This is a genomic window from Inhella inkyongensis, assembly GCF_005952805.1.
Lineage (GTDB): Bacteria > Pseudomonadota > Gammaproteobacteria > Burkholderiales > Burkholderiaceae_C > Inhella > Inhella inkyongensis.
The window spans coordinates 386,739-405,002 of record NZ_CP040709.1 but is presented as its reverse complement, the minus strand read 5'-3'; the positions used below and the strand labels follow the sequence as shown (position 1 = coordinate 405,002).

Here is an 18,264-nt window from a genome sequence, read left to right as displayed (position 1 = left end):
CCCAATGCAAGGCCACCCTCGGGTGGCCTTTTGCTTTTCAGGGCATCAAGGCTTCCTCACGAAGCCGAATCGACCCGGCAACTCCGCTCGGGTCACAGGCCGCGGATCCCAGTCGCCGGCCTCAATACGATCGGCCGCACGGCCCATGTCCTGGCTGTGCACCAGGCCCAGGCCGCGTTCGGTCTGGACATAGAGCCAGCCTTCCTCATCAAGCCAGCAAGACTGCGCGCTCAATGGCGTGCCTGTGTGGTCTTCCAGGCCGCCGTCGTCCAGCAGGCGCAGCACCAGGGGTGCGGCCTCCAGCTCCACATACACACGCTGCGGGCCGTTCTGGAAGAACCAAGCCCCTTGCGCGTCCGCCTCGTAATTTCGGTTGATGAACTCACGCAGCTTGTCGTGCCGCACCGGGCTGCCCTTGGGATGGGGAAAGGCGCCGGCGCGCTGGCAAGCCTCGTCGCGCATATACCAATCGCCCCGTGCGTCCAGGGCCAGCCAGCCCCGGCAGTCCGGCACATTGGGCCACTTCTTCAGTGCGGCCCGGACGATCTCATCCAAGGTGCTGCTCCAGCCAGGCGCAGACGCTGATGGGCAGGCCCAGCGCATGCCCGGGCCAACGCCCAGCCGGGAAGCCCACATGGCCGCCATGCGCGGGCTGCCACAGCGTGAGCGGCGCATGGCCGTAGGGCTGCGGCCGGGGCAGGCTGTGGAAAGGCACAAAGGGGTCGTTGCGCGCGTTCAGCACCAGGCTGGGCACGCGCAGGCGAGCCAGATGCGGGCCGGCGCTGGCACGGGCGTAGTAGTCCGCCGCATTGCGAAAGCCGTGCAGCGGCGCGGTGAAGATCTCATCGAACTCCACCAGGCTGCGCGCCCGCGCCAGCCGCTCGCCGTCAAACAAGCCGGGGTGCTGCTGCAATTTTTTAAGTCCGCGCGGAATCATGCTGCGCAGGAAATAGCGGGTGTAGAGCTGCCGATTCAGCCCCCGATGAATGGCGTGGCTGGCCGCCGCCAGATCCAGCGGCGCCGAGATCGCGGCCAAGGCCTTGACGGTGCGACCGGCCTGCTCGCCGGCCTCCTGGGCCCAGCGCAACAGGGCATTGCCGCCCAGCGACACGCCCACGGCCACCATCGGCCCGGGGTGATGGGCGGCAGCCTGCGCCAGCATCCAGCCAATTTCCAGGTAGTCGCCCGAGTGATAGGCGCGCGGCGCACGATTCAACTCGCCCGAGCAGCCCCGGAAATGAGGCAGCGCACAGTCCCAACCGAGCTGCTGCGCATGGCTGGCAAAGGCCTGTGAATAGTGACTGGCCGAGCTGCCTTCCAGCCCATGAAAGAGCACCAGCAGGGGCCGAGGCTGGGCTGCGGGCGGCAGCTCCAGCCAATCGCAATCGACAAAGTCGCCATCCGGCGTGTCCCAGCGCTCGCGCCTCAGCGCGGGCGCTTCGCCATGGTGCAAACGGCCAAAGAGCTTGGGCCAAATGGTCTGCACATGGCCGCCGGGCAGCCAGCGCGGAGCCGGGATGGGTTGAGGGCGACGACGCATGTCAAGCGGATCACTCAATGCAGCACGCTGGCATCGCTGGGTGCCAGACTGGGCAATTCCAGCGCCTGGCCCGGGCTGGCGTGGTGCAGCACCAGACGCCAGCCTTGGGCGGTCTTCAGATAGACATTGGAGGCCGCCACCCAGGCCAGTTGCTCGGCGGCGGGCACCAGCACCTGCTCGTGCACCTGGTGCAGGGCCATGCCTTCGGTCTGCAGGCGGCGCACCTGCACCGGCTGCACCGCCAGCGCGCCCTGCGCGAACAAGGCCTCGAAGCTAGCGCGGATGGCGTTCAGGCCCTCGTGGCGTTCGCCACCGGGATGCACACAGGCCACCGCCTCGTCCTCGGCCCACAGACTCATCAGGCGCTCGATGTCGGCGGTCTGCAGGGCCTCGTAGAACTGCGCCTCGATCTCCTCGGGGCTGGCCATCAGCACGGCCAGCGGGGCCTTGCGGCGCGGCATGCTCAGTGGCCCGAGGGGAGCTTCTCGCCTGCCTTCAGGCGGTAGACCGTGCCGCAATAGGGGCAGCGACCCTCGCCCTCATGGCTCAGATCCACATAGACCTTGGGGTGGCTGCTCCACAGCTCCATCTTGGGGTTGGGGCAAGCCACAACGCCCGGGCCTTGCAGATCCTTGGCGGTGACTTCGACGACGGATTGGCTCATGGCGATTCAGGCATGCAGACGGAAAGCACGCATTCTAGAAAGTCCACCGATAGGCCCGCTCCAGCTTCACGACCTGCAGTTCGTAATGCGCATACCAGTCGGCCCGGCCGCGCTCGCGCGTGGCGGCATGCTCGACTTGCGCGCGCCACGCGGCAATGGCCTCCAGGCTGTCCCAATAGCTGACCGTGATGCCCAGGCCATCCGCCCCGCGCGCGCTTCTCACGCCCACAAAACCGGGCTGCTGCTGCACCAGATCCACCATGCGCGCGGCTGCCTCGGCGTATCCATCGCCCCCCTCGCGGCGCTGACTGGTGAAGATCACCGCATAGGCGGCCTCGTGGATGTCTTTCATTGCAAGCTCCGCACACAGTCCATCGCCTCTTCGATGCGCTCGACCGCATGCACGGTCAGGCCCTCGATGGGCTTCTTCGGCGCATTGGCCTTGGGGATCACGGCCACGCTGAACCCGAGCTTGGCGGCTTCTTTCAGGCGCTCCTGGCCGCGCGGCGCGGGCCGCACCTCGCCGGCCAGGCCCACCTCGCCAAAGGCCAGGAAACCACGCGGCAAGGGCCGGCCGCGCAATGAACTCTGGATGGCCAGCAGCACCGCCAGGTCCGCCGCCGGCTCGCTGATGCGCACCCCGCCCACGGCGTTCACGAACACGTCCTGATCATTGGTGGCCACGCCGGCATGGCGATGCAGCACCGCCAGCAGCATGGCCAGGCGGTCGCGCTCCAGGCCCACCGAGAGCCGGCGCGCGCCCCCGCTGTCCACCAAGGCCTGCAACTCCACCAGCAACGGGCGCGTGCCCTCCAGGGTCACCAGCACGCAACTGCCGGGCACCGGCTCGGTGTGCGCGCTCAGGAAGATGGCCGAGGGGTTGCTCACGCCCTTGAGGCCCTTTTCGGTCATCGCGAACACGCCGATCTCATTGACCGCACCAAAGCGGTTCTTGATCGCCCGCACCAGGCGAAAGCTGGAATGCGTGTCGCCCTCAAAGTACAGCACGGTGTCGACGATGTGCTCCAGCACACGCGGCCCGGCCAGCGCGCCTTCCTTGGTCACATGGCCCACCAGCACCATGGAGCAGCCGCTGCTCTTGGCCGCGCGCGTCAGCAGGGCCGCGCATTCGCGCACCTGGGCCACCGAGCCCGGCGCACTGGTGAGTTGCTCGGTGTAGACGGTCTGGATGGAGTCGATCACACAGAAGGCCGGCTGCTCGGCGGCCAAGGTGGCGAGGATGCGCTCCAGGTTGATCTCGGCCAGCACCCGCACCGCAGTGCCCGGCAGACCCAGCCGGCGCGCCCGCATCGCCACCTGGGCGCCGGACTCCTCGCCGGTGACGTAAAGCACTTTCAGCCCTCGGCTCAGCGCATCGAGCGCCTGCAGCAGCAAGGTGCTCTTGCCCACCCCCGGATCGCCGCCGATCAAGGTGACGCCCCCGGCCACGATGCCACCACCCAGCACGCGATCCAGTTCATCGATGCCCGTGGGCGTTCGCGCGGTGTCCACCGCCTCGATCTCGCTCAGCGTGGCCACCGGGCTGGCCTTGGCCAGGGACTGGAAGCGATGGTTCTTCGCCCCGCCGCTGGGCTCAGCCACGCCCTCGATCAGGCTGTTCCAGGCCTCGCAGCCGGGGCAGCGGCCCAGCCACTTGGCGCTGGTGGCGCCGCATTCGCTGCAGGTGTAGATCGTCTTTTCTTTGGCCATGCCGGCATTGTCGCCAGCGGGATCAATGCGCGTGGGATGGCTCCTGGGCTTGCTCCTGCGCGGTGCGCCGCCAAACGGCCACCGCCGCCTGCAGTCCCAGGCCCGCCATCAGCGCCGACACCAGCAGATCGGGCCAGGCCGTGCCGGTGCCAAACACCCCGGCCGCCGCGGCCAGCACGGCCAGGTTGCCGATGGCGTCGTTGCGCGAGCACAGCCACACCGACTGCAGATTCGCGTCGCCCTCGCGATAGCGGTACAGCACCCAGGCCACACCCAAATTGGCCAGCAACGCGGCCAGGCCCACGGCGCCCATCACTGGGGCGTCCGGCACCGCGCCTGCGCCCAAGCGCCACAGAGCCTGGGCCAACACGGCGACGCCTAAGCCCCCCATCATCAAGGCCTTGATGCGCGCCACGCGCAGGCGCGCGGCGAGCCCGGCGCCCAACACGGCCAGCGTCATGGCGTAGCTGAGCGTGTCACCCAGAAAGTCGATGGCGTCGGCCCAGAGCGAAAGCGAGGCCGCTTGCAGGCCGGCCAGGATTTCGACGCCAAACATCGCGCCGTTCACCAGCAGCGCGAACCAGAGCGCGCGGCGCAAATGAGGATTGGAAGCCGGCGTGGCCGGGGTATGACAGCAATGAGCGCCCATGGAATCTCGCAAACCGTTGAATGGCGCCATTGGAAAGCTTGGAGCCCATCCAAGGTCAAGCCCGAAGAAAGCGGACCTGTTGTTGCATAGGTTTCCCCAGCACCGGCCTGGGTTGGAGCCTGCATGCTTCAATCGCCCGCTTGAACGGAGAAATTGCAATGGATTGGAGTACCTGGCTGGCCTTTTTCGCCGCCTCTTGGGCGATCAGCCTGTCGCCCGGCGCGGGCGCCGTGGCGGCCATGAGCAGCGGCCTGGCGCACGGCTTTCGGCGCGGCTACTGGACCACGGCCGGCCTGATCCTGGGCATCTGGACCCAGGTGCTGCTGGTGGGCGTGGGTCTGGGTGCGCTGGTCGCCACCTCCACCACCCTGTTCAGCCTCATCAAATGGGCCGGCGTGGCCTACCTGATCTATCTGGGCGTGCAGCAGTGGCGCGCGCCGGTGGTGGCGCTGCAGGCGCAAGCTGAAGGTGTGTCTGGGAGCACGGAGGCCCGCCGGCGCGACCTAGTGCTGCGTGGCTGGATGGTCAACACCATCAACCCCAAGGGCACGGTGTTTCTGCTGGCCGTGGTGCCGCAGTTCCTGCACCTGGATCAGGCGCTCACCCCGCAGTACCTGACGATTGCGGCGACGCTGGGCTTCACCGATCTGGTAGTGATGGGTGGCTACACCGCGCTGGCGGCCAAGGTGCTGGGCGCGCTGAAGGACCTGCGACTGATCCGCCTGATGAACCGCGTGTTTGGCGGCCTCTTCGTCGCGGCCGGTCTGCTGCTGGCGTCCATCAAGCGCAGTTGAAGGTGCAGTTGATGCCGACCTGGTTGTTGTTCCTCGGCCCGACGCTGATCTGGGCCAGCACCTGGCATGTGATCCTGTACCAACTCGGCACGGTGCCGGTGCTCAATTCCGTGGCCTGGCGCTTTGGCCTGGCCGCGCTGTTGCTGGCGCTGTTGTCGCGCCAGCAGGGCCAGTCGCTCAAGCTGCCGCGCTCGGCCCATGGCCTGCTGCTGGCCAGCGGCATTGCGCAGTACAGCGGCAATTACTGGGCGGTGTATGAGTCCGAGCGCTACATCCCTTCGGGCCTGGTGGCGGTGCTGTTTGCGCTGGTGGTGTTTGGCAACGCCATCGGCGCCTTCTGGGCCTTTGGCCAGAAGAGCAGCCGGGGCTTCCTGCTGACTTCGCTGGGCGGTGTGCTGGGGGTGGCCCTGGTGTTCTGGCCCGAGATCGCCGCCAGCGGCGCGCGGCCGGGTGCAGCCTATGGGTTGGCGGTGGGCCTGGGCGCCGTCTGCGCGGCCTGCGTCGGCAACGTGTTGACGCTCACCCTCACCCGTCGCGGCCTGCCCCTGCTGCCCATCCTGGCCTGGAGCATGGGCTATGGCGCGCTCTTCCTGCTGGGCCTGTCGCTGGCCAGCGGCGTGGGCCTGAGCTTTGACTTCCGCTGGCCCTATGTGCTGAGCTGGCTCTATCTGTCGGTGTTCGGCTCGGTGGTGGCCTTCACGCTTTACTTCAAGCTGGCCCAGCGCCAGGGCGCGGCACGCGCCTCGCTGATGGGCGTGATCATCCCCGTCATCGCGCTGGGCGTCTCGGCCCTGTTCGAGGGCTGGCAGGCCACGCCGCTGGCGTTGGCGGGCATGGCGCTGTGCGTTGGGAGTGTGTGGATGGCGCAGCGGCCGGCAAAGACCAGCGCTTAGGCATTCTGGAAATCAGGCGGCGGCGCCCGCCTCCACAGCGCGCAGCACATCACTCACTTGTCCATCTTTCACCTGCACCACCCGCTGCGCGCCGGCAATCGTCTCGGGGCGATGGGCAATGATCAGCCGGGTTAGCGGCATCTTTGACAGCGCGGCCGTCACCGCCCGTTCGTTGCCCAGGTCCAGATGGCTGGTGGCTTCGTCCAGGGCCAGCACCTTCGGGGCCTTGTAGAGGGCGCGCGCCAGCAGCAGGCGCTGCTTCTGGCCGCCTGAGAGGCCATGGCCCAGATCGCCCACCAGGGTCTGATAGCCCATGGGCATCTTGGCGATGTCCTCGTGGAGCTGGGCCAGGGCGGCGCAGGCCTGCACGCGCTCCAGGTCCGGCGCCACGTCGAAGAAGGCAATGTTGTCGGCCAGGCTGCCGGTGAGCAGCACGTCTTCCTGCATCACGGTGCCGATCTGCCGGCGCACGTTTTGCAAACCCAGGTGCTGGATGCGCTGACCGCCATAGAGCACCTCGCCCTCGTTCGGCTGCAGCAGGCCCAGCGCAATCTTCAGCAAAGTTGTCTTGCCCGCGCCGCTGGGGCCGGTGATGGCCACCGACTCGCCGGCCTCGATCTTGAGGTTGGCCTCCTTGAGCACCCAGGGCTCGCCCTCTGCGTAGCGGAAGCTGACTCCTCTCAGCTCAATGCTGGGCGCCAGATGGGCCAGATCATGCTCGGGCGCGTCGTCCTTCTCGGGCGGTTCGAGCACGATGTCGGCCAGGCGCTCGGCGTGCAGGCCCAGCATCTTCAGCTCGACCGCGTAATTGATCAGCGCCGACACCCGACCCGTGAACTGGCCCTTGTAGGCGATGAACGCGAACAGCATGCCCACCGTCAGCGTGGGCGCCCCAGCAAGTTGCCCTTCCATGATCAACTTGCCGCCGATCCAGAACACCAGCAGGTTCTCCAGGCCAAAGATGAAGGTGTTGGCGGTGGAAAAGGCGATGCCCATCTTGGCGGTGCGCACATCGCGGTTCTGCACGTCCACGATCAGGTTCTGCCAGCGCGCGCGGCGCTCCTGCTCGCGGCCAAAGAGCTTCAAGGGCGTGATGGCACGCAGGGTCTCCAGGAAGTGGGTGTTCTCCTTGGCAGCGATCACCAAGCGCTCCGCCGCTGCATCACGAAAAGGCCGGTACATGGCCCAGCGCAGCAGGCCATAGGCCACCACGGCGCCGAGCACGATCAGCATGAGGGTGGGCGCGTAAAGAGCCATCATCACCAGGGCCGCCACGGCCATCAGACCGTCGAGCACGGCCTCGATGGCGGCGGTGGTCAGCGTCTTCTGGATCGCGTTGACGGCACCAAAGCGCGAGGTGATGTCGCCCAAGTGGCGCTTCTCGAAGAAGCTGGTGGGCAATCGCAAAAGGTGCGCAAACACATTGCCCAGCCACTGCAGGGCCAGGGTCTGGCCCAGCACCATCACCATCCAGGAGCGCATCAGCGCAATGCCGGTCTGGCAGACCAGGAGCAGGCCAAAGCCCAGCACGATGACGGTCAGCAACTCACGGTCGCCCGAGGCCAGCACGTCGTCGACGATCAGTTGGCTCATCAAGGGCGAGACGATGGCGAACAGCTCCAGTACCAGGGCCACCGCGAAGATCTGAAACAGTGAGCGCTTGAGTCCCATCACCTTGCCGGTCAGGCTCTTGAGGCTCACACGAGGCGCAGGTTTCTCGGGCTTGAAGTCGGCGTTGGGCGTGAGTTCCAGCGCCACCCCGGTGAAGTGGCGACCGATTTCGGCCTGCGTCAGATGCCGCTCGCCCACGGCCGGGTCCAGGATGACCGCGCCCTTGCGCGTCACCTTCTTCAGGACCACGAAGTGGTTCAGATCCCAGTGCAGGATGCAGGGGGTGGCGAGTTGCTTGAGTTCTTCAATGTCCAGACGCAGCGGGCGGCTGGAGAAGCCCAGGGCGGCGGCGTGCTGGATCAGCTGGCGCAGGTTCGCGCCCTTGAGGCTGACGGGGAAGCGGCGGCGCAGCTCGCTCAGTTCCAGATGCAGGCCATGGGCTGAGGAGACCATGGCGAGGCTGGCGAGGGCGCACTCGGCTCCCTCAGATTGATATATTGGCCTCACCTAAAATACACCATAACAAAATACCAACAATCACCCCCAATAATCATCAGTCGCAAATGGATGAGCCATGCCGACTATAGAATAATGGCGCCATCCCAGTATTCTTTTCTACAGTATTCAACATAAACGCCATGAATAATTCGAAATCAAATAATGCCATCACGTCAATTCCAATTACCCTGGAATCTTCTGCATTCGGCACATAGAATGACCAAACACCAGAACCTGCGCCTCTATGGGCTGCTTGAGTCACCCGCGACAGGCAGTCTTTCTTTCCAAGTTTTTCAAAGAATTTTCTATGCCTCCAAGCCGCATGCTGCACCGATAAATAAGCCTTTAACCCCAGTTTATTGAAAATCTCAAACCCTTCTTGCTCAAGCAGAGCATTAGGGTCACCATGAAAGCCAACCAATCCACTTCCAGATAATTTTCTGGCCGCCGGCAACAAGTAATTGGCGCACGCCGACATGCAAAGCCCATCTAGCCTTATCTCTATTCGCCTCTCATGGAGCATCTCGGCAATCTCCATGGCGGCCACGGCATCACCACCGCCTGAATTCACCTCCATCAACCCGTCTTGTCGGTCAAGCAAGACCGACAGTTGAAGTGGTGTTTTTTTGTCAATTTTACCCGAAAGCCGCAAAACACCGTTAGGGAGCCGTCTAACCCCAGCGTAGTCTGCCTGTCCTTTCTGGGCCATACCCTCTGCGAGCAGCCCATACCGCTTCCTCAAAAGCCCCAAGTCCTGCCCTGGAATCTCGAGCTTAAATAATCCAGGCGCCTGCCTTCCAAATGGATCCGGCGCAAATATTTCCCCACCTCCCTTAATGCCTTTTGATGCAGCAATACACATCGAATCCAGCAGAGAAATTATGAAAAATATAAGGAGCGCGCGCTTTTGAAATTTCATGAGGCAGTCAGAAGAAAAGCGGCCCGCATCGCAGTGCAAGCCGCTCACACCCGGAAAACACTGAATGACTAGTTAGCCATTCTTGTTGCGCCGCCGCTGCCACCACTGCCACCCCCGCTTGCAGGACCCGCCGGCCCCAGAGGGACAATGGGGCCGCCGCCGATTGAGGCTGTTCCCGCCTTTGTGTTTACGTGGACCGTAGGCAGCGTTGTACATCCACCATCCGTGGATGTACACCTGATCTCTGTTGAGCCATCCGGCATTGTATGGACGCTAACACTGGTGAATGAAACTGCGTCTTTAATGGCCGCGGCAAGGTCGGCAATTCCTCGCGCTATTGACATAATTCCAGCCCCAACTGCGGACACAAATTCCTCGAAGAGCTCCATTATTAAGCTCTTCTTTTGTTCCGCGCCACCTGCAACGTAACCACATTCAAATATGGTCAAGTCCCTCATTACTGCTCCAGCCGCCGAAAATGTCGGCATCATCATTCCAAAATGGAATCCCTCAAGGGTACGCGCCCTAAGTCTTGCGCCCTTAACCCTCAACACCCCACACAGCGGCCAACCATCACTTCCTCCGCCGGTAAAGTATCTCAATATTTCCAAATGCCAACTCAGTGATAACACATCCAGTAAATTAGGCGCTCACCCTCGCGCCTAGCACCAATATTGGCTCCAGCAGCCATTCCCAAATCTTTCGCCCTTCTTGATGCGTCAACGCCTCGAGTACTAATCCAGGCCTGAGTGGTATGGCGCGGTTGAACCCGCCAAAATTCTGCCGCCCAAGGCCAACCGATACCCGATACATAGGCTCATTGCTCTGCGCCCCTCGCATCAGGACCTGAGCCTGACCTGGTGGAAGATCTTGCAGACTGATCGGCGTGCGGCTCACCGCAGTGACCCTACCTGCATGCATGCCGAACTTTTGATACGGATAAGCGGCATAGCGCAGCCAAACGGTTTGCCCAGGCTCGAGGAACCCCGCCGCTCGGCTCGGTGCATACAAATGAGCGACCAGGGCGGCAGGTTTTACTGGAGCACCGACAGCAGTTGTATCTTGCGGCACCATCGTGAGCAGCGACACCCCCGCCACCGCCGCCTGCCCCTCCGTCACATTCAGTGCCGTCACCTGCCCAGCTTGAGCAGCGATCAGGGCCCATTCGCTGCGCGCACCGAGTTCGCTGCCTTCCTGCTCCAGGCTAGCCAAGGCACGCTGCAGCTGCGATCGCTGCACCTCGATTTGTCCGCGATTGGCATCCAGCTCGACCGCACCGGCGGCCAGCTCACGTTGCACGGCCTCGAGTGCGCGGCGGGTGTTGCGCTCACGCAGGTTCAAGTCCAGCAGTTCTTCCTGCTTCTGCTGCGCCTGCAGGCCCGACACATAACCGCTGGCGGCCAATTCCTCGAAGCGCTGCTGCGTCTTCTGAGCCAACTGCAGGCGCTGCTGATGGGCGTCCAGCTCGCCCTGCAGGGTCACCAGGTCACTGTTAAGACTGCGCTGCCGATCCACCAAGGCTGCGGTCCGTTGCGTCCCCTGCTGCTCAGCTAAGCGCAGCTCGGTCTGTAATCCCTGCCGACGTTGCTCCAGCGCATGGGCCTGCAAGGCACCCAACTCGCCCCCGGCCACCACCCGCTCAGCGCGCAGCTTGATCAGGGGCTGGCCGGCCTTCACCCAGTCGCCCTCGCGCACCAGGATCTCGGCCACGGTGGCGGGTTGGTTGCTGCTGAGGTTAATGATGCCGGTCTCGGGCATCAGCACGCCGGGCAAGGTGACTTTGCGGGTGTATTCGCCCCAGATGGCGAAGCTCACCAGGGCGGCGGCCATCAGCAGGGCCACGCCCGTCACCAGGCTGAAGCCCAGCGGCCGGCCGACGCGGATGCTGCCCAGCCATTGGCCGGCTTGGGCCTGCATCACTTCCTGGCGGAACAACGGGGTGGCTGGGACGTTGGAGCTCATGGTGTCTGCGCGAAACCTTTTGCAGGCATGGCAGAGCACCGCCGCGACTGCGGCGCCCTCCCTGGTTTCTGAATGGTTCTACGGCTCTCGCAGCAGGCTGCGGGCCGGCGCTCTTGGTGGCGCGGGGCGCGACTCTAGGCGAGGGCCTTGCCACCCCCCCCTTCGGATTTACCCTAGTGATTTAGCAAGCCTTTAGCTTGGCGTTGCCAGATGTTGCCGTGCGTTGGCGGCACGTTGCAGAGGAGCACTGGTGAGCCGTGCTGCGCTCGCGCTTGCCCATCCGGCTTGAGCCAAGAGCCTTGACGCACCCGCGTGTCACCAAATCGTCACCCAGGCGACACCGGGCTTTCATGCAGGCCACCTAGCCTGCGCGGGTTCTCAATCCCTTGAGTTGCCCCGCCATGAAAACGAAAAATTCGCCCCCTCTCGAACCCGGCTTCATCACCTTCAACGACGAAGACTCCAACCGCTCGGCCAACCCCGAGTTTGGTCAGGTGCTCGCAGCGCGCCTGAGCCGCCGCAGCATCTTGCGCGGCAGCCTGGGCGCCACCAGCGCGGCGCTGTCGGGCGTGCTGCTGACGGCCTGCTCGGATGACAACACCCCGGCGCCCACCCCCGCTCCGGCACCTGCGCCTGCCCCCGCGCCGTCCCCCACCGTCACGTCCTTGAGCTTCGCCGCCGTGGCCAAGAGCCTGGAAGACAAGGTCACTGTGCCGGCCGGCTACACCGCCACCATCCTCTACGCCCTGGGCGACCCGCTGCGCGCCGCCACGGCGGACTTCAAGAACGACGGCACGGACACCGACTTTGAGAACCGCGCCGGCGACCACCACGACGGCATGGAGTGGTTCGGTCTGTCGGCCACCGGCGCGGCCTCCGCCACCAGCGTGGACCGTGGCCTGCTGGCCATCAACCACGAGGCCACCACGGACGAGACCCGCGCCTCCTTCTTCCTCCACGCCAATGGCGGCACCGCCACCCTGCCGCGCCCGGCCGCCGAAGTGGACAAGGAACTAGCCATCCACGGCATCTCGGTCGTCGAGGTCAAGAAGACCGGCAGCAGCTGGGCCACGGTGAAGGACAGCAGCTTCAACTTCCGCGTCACCCAAAACACCGAGGTCGACATCGCTGGCCCCCTCAAGGGCAATGCGCTGGCCATCACCAAGTACTCGCCCACGGGCACCAGCACCCGCGGCACCCTGAACAACTGCGGCACCGGCAAGACCCCCTGGGGCAGCTTCCTCACCGGCGAGGAGAACTGGGCCGGCTACTTTTTCCGCGTGGCCACCGATGACACCGTGCGCGGCAACGACAAGAGCGTCACCGCGCTCAAGCGCTACGGCCGCAGCCAGGGCGCGGCCTCGCGCCACGGCTGGGAAACTGGCGGCGCCGACGACCGCTTCCTGCGCTGGAACAACAGCAAGAGTGGCGTGTCGGTGGACGGCAGCGACGACTATCGCAACGAGATGAACCTGCAGGGTTACATCGTCGAATTCGACCCCTACACCAAGACCAAAAAGGGCGTAAAGCGCTCGGCCCTGGGCCGCTTCGCGCACGAGAGCGCCGCCTTCGGCAAGCCGGTGGCCGGCCAGCCTCTGGCCGTCTATATGGGCGACGACGCACGCAACGAGTACATCTACAAATTCGTCTCCACCGCCGCCTGGGCGGATGCCGACGCCAACCCCAGCCCGGACAACCGCCTGGCCGTCGGCAGCAAGTACCTGGACCAAGGCAAGCTGATGGTGGCCAAGTTCAACGCCGATGGCACCGGCCAGTGGGTGGACTTGAGCCTCACCAACACCACGGTGCGCGATTACGCGGCCTATACCTTTGCCGACCACGCCGACATCTGCGTCAACACCCGCCTGGCCGCCGACGCCGTGGGCGCCACCAAGATGGACCGCCCCGAGTGGTGCTCGGTGAACCCCAAGAACGGTGAAATCTACTTCGCGCTCACCAACAACAGCAACCGTCGCGCCGAGCCCGCCGCCGGCGGCAGCCAGCTGGCCCCGGACAGCGCCAACCCGCGCGTCTACACCGACGTCAAGGGCACCAGCAGCACCAGCACGGGCAACCCCAACGGCCACATCCTGCGCATCAAGGAGGGCACGGGCGGCAATGCCGCCACCGCCTTCACCTGGGACATCTATGTGTTCGCCGCCGAGGCCAGCGCCGCCAGCGGCCTGGTCAACATCAGCAATCTGACGTCTGAGCAGGACATGAGCAGCCCCGACGGCCTGGCCTTCAGCCCGGCCACCGGCATCTGCTGGATCCAGACTGATGACGGCGCCTTCACCGACGTGACCAACTGCATGATGCTGGCCGCCCTGCCCGGCCAGGTGGGCGACGGCGCCAAGAAGACCCTGAGCTACCCCCGCAGCAGCGGCGGCGCCCTGACGGTCGACACCTACGTCGGCAAGACGCCCGGCGCCAACGAGCTCAAGCGCTTCCTGGTCGGCCCCAAGGACTGCGAGATCACCGGCGTGGCCGAGACCCCGGACGGCAAGGCCCTGTTCATCAACATCCAGCACCCGGGCGAGAACACCAAGATGGCCGACATCGCCGACCCGACCAAGTACACCAGCCAGTGGCCCAGCAACGCCGGCTACGGTGCGGGCAAGCGGCCGCGCTCGGCCACCATCGTCATCACCAAGAACGATGGGGATGTGATCGGGCGCTGAAGCGGGCACCCCGTGCTCGGGGGAGCGCGGGCTTGCACGGTGCGGGGCAGGCCCTCGCGCCAACCAGAATGCGGAGCTTGCTCCGCATTCCTTTTTGAGCCGTATGAACAACCCCCTGGACAAGCTGAACCGCCTGAGTGAATCGCACGGCGCGCTGCAAACCGGCAAGGGCATGGCCTCGGGCGTCATTGCGCTGGGCCTGGCCATCTTGTGCCTCCTCGGTGTGCTCGCCTTTCACTTCCCCGAATACCTGACCACGCCGCAGCTGCGGCAGAGCTACAGCGTGCCGGTGCTGCGACAGCTGCTGTATTGGTCGCTGGTGCTCAGCGGCGGCATCGCCCTTTTCAACATCGTGCGCGGCCGGGTGCGCTGGCTCAGCCTTTCCAGCTTCGTGCTGATCGGGGTCTGCCTGCTGCTGGGTGGCAGCAAGGTAGAGGTGGACCCCAACTTCCCCGACCACACGCCCTATATCGGGCTGGACTGGTTCATCCTCGACTTGCTGGGCTCCACGCTGATCTTCGTGTTCGTGGAAAAGCTCTGGCCGCTGCGCAAGGACCAGCCAGTGTTCCGGCCCGAATGGCAGACGGACTTCCAGCACTTCATCGTCAACCACCTGCTGGTGGGTTTTGTGCTGCTGGCGGTGAACCTGCTGGTGCACAAGCTATTTGGCTGGGCCGCCAAGGATGGCGTGCAGGCCTGGGTCCAGGACCTGCCCTTTGGCGTCGCGCTCTTCCTCATCATCCTGGTGGCCGATCTGGTGCAGTACTGGACACACCGGGCCTATCACGAGGTGCCGCTGCTGTGGCGCCTGCACGCTGTGCACCACAGCGTCAAGAGCATGGATTGGATGGCCGGCTCGCGCCAGCACATCCTGGAACTGTTGATCACCCGCACCCTGGTGTTGGCCCCCATCTTTGTGCTGGGCTTTTCCAAGGACGTGATCGATGCCTACATCGTCATCGTCGGCTTTCAGGCCGTGTTCAACCATGCCAACGTGAGCGTGCGCCTCGGGCCCCTGCGTTATGTGATCGTCACGCCCAACTTCCACCACTGGCACCACAGCCAGGATGACGAAGCCATCGACAAGAACTACGCCGCTCACTTCGCCTTCCTGGACCATCTGTTCGGCACTGCGGTGCAGAGCGATCGCGCTTGGCCCAAGGACTACGGCGTGGTGGGCGACTACGTGCCCGACGGCTTCTGGAAGCAGTTTCTGTTTCCCTTCCGCTGGAAGCCCTGAAGGGGAACAAGCTGCTGTAATCGGTGCTCCCCATCAGGAGTCGGTCATGCCCATCGCTTTTCAATCCCGCCGACTGGCCAATCTGTGGCTGCTCAGCCTGTTCTGCGCCGCCCTGCCCACCTGGGCTGCCAGCAATGGCGCGGCCAGCGGGGCCGCGGCCACCACCAGCAACAAGAACTACGACTACTACCTGAGCGGCAGCGCCGGCGACGCCACGCCGCCCGCCGCCACCAGCCCGATGTGGGTGCTGATGGGGGGCGGCAACGATGTGGACAGCGCCTTCCAGGCCATGATCGCCAAAGCGGGTGGATCGGCCACGCAAAAGGTGGATGTGGTGGTGATCCGCACGTCCGGCGCCGATGGCTACAACCCCTATTTGCTGGCGATGCCGGGCGTGGACTCGGTGGAGTCATTCGTGATCAAGAACCGCACCGGTGCCGACGATCCGGCCCTGAACGCCATCGTCGCCAAGGCCGATGTGCTGTTCATCGCGGGCGGGGACCAAAGCACCTACATCAAGCTGTGGAAGGGGTCCCGTCTGGACAGCACGCTCAAGGCCCTGCGCGACCGCCGCGTGCCCTTTGGTGGCACCAGCGCCGGCCTGGCCGTGCTGGGCGATGTGGACTACAGCGCCCTGAATGGCTCCATCACCTCGGCCCAGGCACTGAGCAACCCCTATGACCGCACGCTGACGCTGGACACCGGCTTCATTGTCGGGCTATCCGGCCTGGACGGCACGCTGATGGACTCGCACCTGGTCGCCCGCGACCGCATGGGTCGGCTGGCAACCTTTCTGGCCCGCATGATCCAGGACGGGCTGATGCCGCTGGGCCGCGCACGCGGTATCGGCGTGGACGAAGGCACGGCCGTGGTGGTGGACAACCGCATTGCCCGCGTGCACGGCAGCAGCCATGCCTATTTCGTGCTGCCCACCCTCGCCCCCACCACCGTGCAAGCCAAAAAGCCCCTGGCCTTCAGCAGCCTGCGTGTGGAGAAACTGAGCGCCAGCAGCGGCAGCTTCGATCTGGGCAACTGGAGCAGCGGCACGCTGCAGATCAGCCCCTACTTCCTCAGCGCCAGCGGCGGCAGCCTGACCAGCAGCCAGTCCGGCGGCAGCGCCTACTGAGCTCGCGGCGGCGTGCTCAGGCTGCCGCCATAAAACACCGCCATCGGGCTCAGGGTGTAGACAAAGCTGCCCGCACGCACACCGGGGTCGGCATCGATCTCGGCCCGTGCCGCCGCCTCGTCCACGGCGGCCAGCACGATGAAACCACGCTCGGCGATGCGCGCGCCCAGCACCAGCAAACCGGCCTTGCGCAAACGCTGCAAATTGGCTGAGTGTTCGCGAAATGCAGGCTGCTCGGGCGGCGGCTTGTCGGCCACCCAGGCGGGGCCGGTGCGGAATTCCACGGCAAAGGGCTTGAGCCCGGCTGGCACGGCGGGCAATGCCGGCGCGGCCGGGGCGCTCGCCTCTTGGGCTTGAACCGCCAGGCCGGTCATCAAGACCAGCGCCAGCAGGGCAGCGTTCAACAGCGCTCGCATAGAGACTCCTTCAGTCGCCGCTTTGTACCCGGCCGCGCCCGGCCTTGATGCCGGCGCGGTTGGCCTTGCCGCTCAGGCGGCGTTGTTGTGAACCATAGGTCGGCTTGGTAGCGCGCCGCGCCTTTGGGGTGTGGGCGACGGACTGCACCAGGGCCACCAGGCGCTCAATGGCCTCGGCGCGGTTGCGATCCTGGCTGCGGTGCTCCTGGGCCTTGATGACGATCACGCCATCCGCGTTCAGGCGCTGATCGGGCAGGGCCAGCAAACGCTCCTTGATCACCTCGGGCAGGCGCGAGGCCCGCACATCAAAGCGCAGATGCACCGCGCTGCTGACCTTGTTGACGGCCTGGCCGCCGGCGCCTTGGGCGCGGATGAAATGGACCTCGATCTCGTCGGGTTGAGGTTCCCAGTCCAACCTCATCAGGGCTCGACCCGCACCGGCACGCGCGGCGCCAGTGCGCACATCAGCTCGTAGCTGATGGTGCCGGCGGCGCGCGCCACGGCGTCGATGGGCAGCTCGGCGCCGTTCACCGCGCTGCGGCCCCAGAGCGTGACCTCCGCGCCAAAGCCGGCATCCGGATGCTCGCTCAAGTCCACGGTGATCATGTCCATGCTCACCCGTCCGAGGGTGCGCCCGGGTCGCCCCTCCACCAGCACCGGGGTGCCGGTGGGGGCGTGGCGCGGATAACCGTCGGCATAGCCGCAAGCCACGATGCCGATGCGCATCGGGCCTTCCGCCACGAAGGTGCTTCCATAGCCCACCGCATCACCGGCCTGCAGTTGCTGCACACCAATCACCTTGGCGCGCAGGCTCATGGCTGGGCGCAAGCCCCAATGGGCGGCGTCGTGCTCGGGGTAATCGGGCACCCCGCCATAGCCCATGATGCCGGCGCGCACCCAGTCGGCCGCCACATCCACCCCGCCGGCCAGAGACCGCTTGGAGTGGCGCAGGGTGGCCGCGCTATTGGCCAGACTGCGCTCGCCGGGCAGATCACCGCTGGCGGCTTCGAACACCGCCAGCTGCGCGTTCAAGCTGGCCTCGCTCGGGCCATCGGCATCGGCAAAGTGGGTCATCAGGCTGATGTCATCCACCTGCGGCAAATTGGACAGGCGCTGCCAGGCGGCGCGGAAGGCCAGCGGCGTGAAGCCCAAGCGGTTCATGCCGCTATTGAGCTTGAGGAATACGCGCTGCGGCCACAGCACCTTGTGCGCCGCCAGCCAGTCGATTTGCTGCTCGCAATGAATCGCGTGCCAAAGATGCAGGCGGCTGCACAGCTCCAGGTCGCGCGGCTCGAACACGCCCTCCAGCAGCAGAATGGGCCCACGCCAATCCAGCGCGCGCAAACGCTCGGCCTCATTCAGATCGATGCAGGCAAATCCATCGGCAATCTGGCGCTGGGCGTCAAAGCAGCGCTCGATGCCATGCCCATAGGCATTGGCCTTGACCACCGCCCAGACGCGCGCGCAGCCGCTGAGCTCGCGCGCACGCCCTAGGTTGTGAGTCAGGGCTTCGGAATGGACAACAGCTTCGATGGGGCGGGGCATGCGCCGGATTCTGGCG

18 protein-coding genes are annotated in these 18,264 nt (G+C 65.3%); 5 read left to right on the top strand and 13 right to left on the bottom strand.

The features are described 5' to 3' along the window. Positions 1–45: 45 nt before the first annotated feature. The 7 genes from FF090_RS02045 to FF090_RS02015 are packed head-to-tail and all read right to left on the bottom strand — an operon-like array spanning position 46 to position 4,563. Positions 46–555: a DUF2946 family protein gene (locus tag FF090_RS02045; RefSeq protein ID WP_138855145.1), complete on the bottom strand. Its 510-nt coding sequence runs from the start codon at positions 553–555 to the stop codon at positions 46–48. Beyond that, positions 548–1,540 (bottom strand): YheT family hydrolase, encoded by a 993-nt coding sequence (locus FF090_RS02040; RefSeq protein WP_138855144.1) that lies wholly within the window; start codon positions 1,538–1,540, stop codon positions 548–550. Before FF090_RS02040 ends, FF090_RS02045 begins: the two co-directional genes overlap by 8 nt. A 14-nt stretch (positions 1,541–1,554) precedes the next feature. Continuing rightward, positions 1,555–2,001, bottom strand: coding sequence for a YybH family protein (locus FF090_RS02035; RefSeq protein ID WP_138855143.1), 447 nt, complete (start codon positions 1,999–2,001; stop codon positions 1,555–1,557). Between the two features lie 2 nt (positions 2,002–2,003). Beyond that, entirely contained in the window at positions 2,004–2,204 is a 201-nt protein-coding gene (locus tag FF090_RS02030; RefSeq protein WP_138855142.1) for a zinc-finger domain-containing protein, read from the bottom strand. A gap of 34 nt (positions 2,205–2,238) precedes the next feature. Continuing rightward, positions 2,239–2,556 carry an antibiotic biosynthesis monooxygenase family protein gene (locus FF090_RS02025; protein ID WP_138855141.1) on the bottom strand — a complete coding sequence of 106 codons (318 nt, stop codon included), beginning with the start codon at positions 2,554–2,556 and terminating at the stop codon, positions 2,239–2,241. Continuing rightward, positions 2,553–3,914, bottom strand: a complete 1,362-nt coding sequence (gene radA / locus FF090_RS02020) for a DNA repair protein RadA (protein WP_138855140.1) — start codon at positions 3,912–3,914, stop codon at positions 2,553–2,555. Before radA ends, FF090_RS02025 begins: the two co-directional genes overlap by 4 nt. Positions 3,915–3,936: 22 nt before the next feature. Next, positions 3,937–4,563, bottom strand: coding sequence for a cation efflux transmembrane domain-containing protein (locus FF090_RS02015; RefSeq protein WP_138855139.1), 627 nt, complete (start codon positions 4,561–4,563; stop codon positions 3,937–3,939). A gap of 158 nt (positions 4,564–4,721) precedes the next feature. Between FF090_RS02015 and FF090_RS02010 the strand changes: the two genes are divergently transcribed. Further along, entirely contained in the window at positions 4,722–5,357 is a 636-nt protein-coding gene (locus tag FF090_RS02010) for a LysE family transporter (protein WP_138855138.1), read from the top strand. Between the two features lie 11 nt (positions 5,358–5,368). Further along, the gene (locus FF090_RS02005; RefSeq protein ID WP_138855137.1) at positions 5,369–6,250 is read left to right on the top strand and encodes a DMT family transporter; all 882 of its coding nucleotides are present in this window, start codon (positions 5,369–5,371) and stop codon (positions 6,248–6,250) included. A gap of 12 nt (positions 6,251–6,262) precedes the next feature. On the opposite strand, the gene FF090_RS02000 is transcribed toward FF090_RS02005, so the two are convergent. From FF090_RS02000 to FF090_RS01990, 3 genes are all read right to left on the bottom strand, one after another. Continuing rightward, positions 6,263–8,314, bottom strand: coding sequence for a peptidase domain-containing ABC transporter (locus FF090_RS02000; RefSeq protein WP_217503016.1), 2,052 nt, complete (start codon positions 8,312–8,314; stop codon positions 6,263–6,265). Positions 8,315–8,414: 100 nt separating this feature from the next. After that, positions 8,415–9,278, bottom strand: a complete 864-nt coding sequence (locus FF090_RS01995; RefSeq protein WP_138855135.1) for a Clp protease/crotonase-like domain-containing protein — start codon at positions 9,276–9,278, stop codon at positions 8,415–8,417. A 642-nt stretch (positions 9,279–9,920) separates the two neighbouring features. Beyond that, positions 9,921–11,240, bottom strand: a complete 1,320-nt coding sequence (locus FF090_RS01990) for an HlyD family secretion protein (RefSeq protein WP_138855134.1) — start codon at positions 11,238–11,240, stop codon at positions 9,921–9,923. A gap of 401 nt (positions 11,241–11,641) precedes the next feature. Here FF090_RS01990 and FF090_RS01985 point away from each other — a divergent pair, with 401 nt between their 5' ends. The 3 genes from FF090_RS01985 (at position 11,642) to FF090_RS01975 (ending at position 16,287) form a co-directional block, all read left to right on the top strand. Then, positions 11,642–13,921: a PhoX family protein gene (locus FF090_RS01985; protein WP_138855133.1), complete on the top strand. Its 2,280-nt coding sequence runs from the start codon at positions 11,642–11,644 to the stop codon at positions 13,919–13,921. A gap of 103 nt (positions 13,922–14,024) precedes the next feature. Beyond that, positions 14,025–15,161 (top strand): sterol desaturase family protein, encoded by a 1,137-nt coding sequence (locus FF090_RS01980; protein ID WP_138855132.1) that lies wholly within the window; start codon positions 14,025–14,027, stop codon positions 15,159–15,161. 46 nt (positions 15,162–15,207) lie between these two features. Further along, positions 15,208–16,287: a cyanophycinase gene (locus tag FF090_RS01975; RefSeq protein ID WP_138855131.1), complete on the top strand. Its 1,080-nt coding sequence runs from the start codon at positions 15,208–15,210 to the stop codon at positions 16,285–16,287. Here the strand turns inward: FF090_RS01975 and FF090_RS01970 are convergent. Genes FF090_RS01970 through alr form a run of 3 tightly spaced genes read right to left on the bottom strand, consistent with a single transcriptional unit; the run spans position 16,281 to position 18,248 of the window. Further along, positions 16,281–16,703: a hypothetical protein gene (locus FF090_RS01970; RefSeq protein WP_138855130.1), complete on the bottom strand. Its 423-nt coding sequence runs from the start codon at positions 16,701–16,703 to the stop codon at positions 16,281–16,283. The two genes, FF090_RS01975 and FF090_RS01970, sit on opposite strands and share 7 nt — an antisense overlap. 10 nt (positions 16,704–16,713) lie before the next feature. Further along, the gene (gene arfB / locus FF090_RS01965) at positions 16,714–17,124 is read right to left on the bottom strand and encodes an alternative ribosome rescue aminoacyl-tRNA hydrolase ArfB (protein ID WP_138855129.1); all 411 of its coding nucleotides are present in this window, start codon (positions 17,122–17,124) and stop codon (positions 16,714–16,716) included. Next, on the bottom strand, positions 17,124–18,248 hold the full coding sequence (gene alr, locus FF090_RS01960) for an alanine racemase (protein WP_138855128.1): 1,125 nt from the start codon (positions 18,246–18,248) through the stop codon (positions 17,124–17,126). The genes arfB and alr overlap by 1 nt, the downstream gene beginning before the upstream one ends. Positions 18,249–18,264 lie beyond the last annotated feature (16 nt).

Excerpts from the sequence above, each read along its gene's own strand:
- FF090_RS02040 (WP_138855144.1), bottom strand. The coding sequence starts at position 1,540 with ATGCGTCGTCGCCCTCAACCCATCCCGGCTCCGCGCTGGCTGCCCGGC.
- FF090_RS02035 (WP_138855143.1), bottom strand. The coding sequence starts at position 2,001 with ATGCCGCGCCGCAAGGCCCCGCTGGCCGTGCTGATGGCCAGCCCCGAG.
- FF090_RS02030 (WP_138855142.1), bottom strand. The coding sequence starts at position 2,204 with ATGAGCCAATCCGTCGTCGAAGTCACCGCCAAGGATCTGCAAGGCCCG.
- FF090_RS02025 (WP_138855141.1), bottom strand. The coding sequence starts at position 2,556 with ATGAAAGACATCCACGAGGCCGCCTATGCGGTGATCTTCACCAGTCAG.
- radA (WP_138855140.1), bottom strand. The coding sequence starts at position 3,914 with ATGGCCAAAGAAAAGACGATCTACACCTGCAGCGAATGCGGCGCCACC.
- FF090_RS02015 (WP_138855139.1), bottom strand. The coding sequence starts at position 4,563 with ATGGGCGCTCATTGCTGTCATACCCCGGCCACGCCGGCTTCCAATCCT.
- FF090_RS02010 (WP_138855138.1), top strand. The coding sequence starts at position 4,722 with ATGGATTGGAGTACCTGGCTGGCCTTTTTCGCCGCCTCTTGGGCGATC.
- FF090_RS02005 (WP_138855137.1), top strand. The coding sequence starts at position 5,369 with ATGCCGACCTGGTTGTTGTTCCTCGGCCCGACGCTGATCTGGGCCAGC.
- FF090_RS02000 (WP_217503016.1), bottom strand. The coding sequence starts at position 8,314 with ATGGTCTCCTCAGCCCATGGCCTGCATCTGGAACTGAGCGAGCTGCGC.
- FF090_RS01995 (WP_138855135.1), bottom strand. The coding sequence starts at position 9,278 with ATGAAATTTCAAAAGCGCGCGCTCCTTATATTTTTCATAATTTCTCTG.
- FF090_RS01990 (WP_138855134.1), bottom strand. The coding sequence starts at position 11,240 with ATGAGCTCCAACGTCCCAGCCACCCCGTTGTTCCGCCAGGAAGTGATG.
- FF090_RS01985 (WP_138855133.1), top strand. The coding sequence starts at position 11,642 with ATGAAAACGAAAAATTCGCCCCCTCTCGAACCCGGCTTCATCACCTTC.
- FF090_RS01980 (WP_138855132.1), top strand. The coding sequence starts at position 14,025 with ATGAACAACCCCCTGGACAAGCTGAACCGCCTGAGTGAATCGCACGGC.
- FF090_RS01975 (WP_138855131.1), top strand. The coding sequence starts at position 15,208 with ATGCCCATCGCTTTTCAATCCCGCCGACTGGCCAATCTGTGGCTGCTC.
- FF090_RS01970 (WP_138855130.1), bottom strand. The coding sequence starts at position 16,703 with ATGCGAGCGCTGTTGAACGCTGCCCTGCTGGCGCTGGTCTTGATGACC.
- arfB (WP_138855129.1), bottom strand. The coding sequence starts at position 17,124 with ATGAGGTTGGACTGGGAACCTCAACCCGACGAGATCGAGGTCCATTTC.
- alr (WP_138855128.1), bottom strand. The coding sequence starts at position 18,248 with ATGCCCCGCCCCATCGAAGCTGTTGTCCATTCCGAAGCCCTGACTCAC.